This window comes from Polaribacter sp. PL03 (assembly GCF_033875165.1).
In the GTDB taxonomy this organism is placed as follows: domain Bacteria; phylum Bacteroidota; class Bacteroidia; order Flavobacteriales; family Flavobacteriaceae; genus Polaribacter.
In genome coordinates, this window is the sequence record NZ_JAWZSV010000016.1 from 1 (window position 1) to 2,875 (window position 2,875).

The 2,875-nt window shown below is 29.0% G+C and carries 4 protein-coding genes; all 4 read left to right on the top strand.

The annotated features are described in order from the left end of the window. Positions 1-144 precede the first annotated feature (144 nt). The 4 genes from SHK09_RS15100 (at position 145) to SHK09_RS15115 (ending at position 2,407) form a co-directional block, all read left to right on the top strand. Positions 145-630, top strand: a complete 486-nt coding sequence (locus SHK09_RS15100) for a hypothetical protein (RefSeq protein ID WP_319811623.1) — start codon at positions 145-147, stop codon at positions 628-630. 14 nt (positions 631-644) lie between these two features. Then, on the top strand, positions 645-1,025 hold the full coding sequence (locus tag SHK09_RS15105; protein WP_319811624.1) for a hypothetical protein: 381 nt from the start codon (positions 645-647) through the stop codon (positions 1,023-1,025). Between the two features lie 243 nt (positions 1,026-1,268). Further along, on the top strand, positions 1,269-1,742 hold the full coding sequence (locus SHK09_RS15110; protein ID WP_319811625.1) for a hypothetical protein: 474 nt from the start codon (positions 1,269-1,271) through the stop codon (positions 1,740-1,742). A 152-nt stretch (positions 1,743-1,894) separates the two neighbouring features. Continuing rightward, the gene (locus SHK09_RS15115; RefSeq protein ID WP_319811626.1) at positions 1,895-2,407 is read left to right on the top strand and encodes a hypothetical protein; all 513 of its coding nucleotides are present in this window, start codon (positions 1,895-1,897) and stop codon (positions 2,405-2,407) included. The last annotated feature ends 468 nt before the right edge of the window (positions 2,408-2,875 follow it).

Genomic DNA, 2,875 nt, shown 5'->3' on the forward strand with positions numbered 1-2,875 from the left:
AAAAATTGCTTAAATTTATGCCTAATCAATGCTTTTTGCTTTTTTAAAAATGCTTCTAATTTTCCGGTGGAAAATTTGCCGCATTTTTAAATCGCAAAAATTTTTATACCAAAACGTTGTAACACATTTGACGAAACCAACAAAATGAAGATATTTAAATTAACCTTTCTAACAATTTTACTTTTAATCCCAATATTTTCATTTGGACAAATTCCGAAAGGACATTTTTTAGATGCTGACGATTCTACTGAAAAAGGATATAAACTAAAACCTTTTAAACAGAAAAAAGAAGGAATTTATCATTATGCAATTCTGACGGAATTGCCATTCGAAAATAATTGCGGAAAAAGAATTTCGGAGAAAGAACAAATCACTTGTTCGGAGAAAAATTTAAAAAAACTAATAAGTGAAAACTTAAAATCTGAAACGGAATTTAAAGGAAGTGTTTATGTTTACTTAACTGTGACAAAAAAAGCTGAAATTATTGATATTAAAGTCAAGTCTTATCCACAGTCCAACGAAATTGATAAATTAATAAAAGAAGCGACTGAAAAAATTACTGTGAAAGCTGGAAAATATAAAAGAAAAACAGTGAATTCGAGATTATGGACAAGCTTTAAATTTGAATAAACACATTTAAGAAAATGGCACAAACAATTTTTATCAATAAAACCAAAAGCGGATTTTTTTCTTCAATTGGTCTTAAAGCAAAAACTAAAAAACAAGTATTTACTATATCCGAAAATTTATTTACTTACAATTCAACTCTTGGGAATCTTGGAGAAATAAAAACTGAAATGATTGATTTTATTGAACTCGGAAAAGATTTGAACTTTGATATCATCAAAATTGGAATAAAAGCTGAATACAAAACTAAATTTAAATACAAACTAAATAATTTTCGCCAAAAGCTTTCTGAACTTTATGTAGAGAAATTTAGTGCTGAAATTATAGTTTTTCAAAAAGAAATAGATATTGAACTTTCTGAATTCGCAAAATTATTACGAGATAAATTAAACAAATAAAAAACGTGTTACAACACCGTATATAATTTATTGCTAGCTTCTCGCCTACTTACGAAAGTCCTCGCGGACTTTCTTGGTCGGTAATTATTTACTAAGTTAGTTGCTTGAAACACGCAACAAACCATATACAAAAACGTTGTGCGTCATTTAAGAAACACGTTAACTAAACGAAAAGCATCGTTCACTCATTATTACTTTTATGAAAAAAAGAATTGAAATATTTTTGAATTAAAACCAGAAAATATGAGAATACTTCTACTTCTATTAGTGTTGAATTTAACGCTCGGTTGCGCAACTCGGAATATAAAATACGACCGAAACAAAATTTTAAAAAAATATTCTGCGGAATATAAAATGTTTGTGGATAATGAAAAAACTGAATTGGAAACTGTATTTCTTGATAAAGATAATATTGAAAATATCCGAATTGACAAACGAACGAAAGAATTGAAAATCACTCAACTCAAACGAACTGAATTGTTTGAAATGAAAAATCTGAATTTGGACAGCTTATCTGCTGGACAAAGAGGTTGGAATAAAAAGAAAATAGAATTAGTAATAATTGACGGAATTCCATTAACTGATAGCTTATTAGAAAAGACGAAAATTGACCCAAACGCAATTAAATCATTTAATATTTTATCACAGGAAATGATGGAAAAGACAAACTTTTGTAGAGTTTATAATGGAAGTGTAATATTAATAACGACAAAATAAAAACGAACGCACAACACCGTATAAAATTAATTGCTGGCTTTTAGCTTATTTACGAAAGTCCAAACGGACTTTCTTGGTTCGTCTTTTATTTACTAAATTCACTGCTTAAAACACGCAACTAACCTTATACAACAACGTTGTAACACATTTAAGTGAAAGATAATTACAAAATAGAAAGAACCTGTTCGAAATGTGAACACAAACAGAATCTAACTGTTACGAAAAGAGAAGCTGCTTTCGAATTAGTCGACTATGATAAAATATTCGGAAAGGTATGTTCGAAATGTGGTAATGATAAATTTACCGCGACTTTTCAAAAACCAAATCTGGACTTTGAATTACTCAAAGAGTGGTCACTAAACCTTGAATTATATCTGATGGAACAGGATGAAGAACTACTGTTAGCTGACGAATTATATTTGGATATGATTTTAAAGATTCTGGATACAATTAAAATTCCAGATCATAAAAGGAATTTATTAATGGATGCTCTTTGTGTAATAGTATATGACAATACGAATGAAAACAATCGAAAAAAGAATCAAACTTTAAAAAATAGAGTAATCGCGGAATTGAACGAACGAAAAGAACAATTAAAATTAGCAGATGATTGGATAATGGACTACATAAAAGAAGTGGTCTACCCGCAATTAAATGAGAAATAAAAACGTGTTACAACACTATATATAGCAAATTGGGCAATTAATATTTAATCGAAAGGTTGTTGTCTATTTGCAAAGTCACCAAATCTTTTGATTTGGTATTAAAAGAGAAAAATTAAAACAAAATAAAAAGATTTGGCTTGTGGCTAGCTCGAAGATAATCGCTTACTTTCTGCCCAACTTGCCATATATTTACCGTTGTAATTCATTGCTCAGAAAAATCCAAACGCTGAATTGAAACGTGGGAAATATTGAATTTCTTTACTTTTAAATTTAAGAAAACTGAAAATTTGTGGAACACTCTCTCGCTCGTCAAAATTTTTCAAAATTGCGGAATTTAGCAAGTTTGTGAAAATTATGAATTAAGAAAGTTTGCGGAATTTTTACTAGCACAAATATGGAAACGGAATTCCAAAATTGCGGAATTGAAAAACTTTGAATTTACTCAAACACAAAACCAAATTTGCGGAA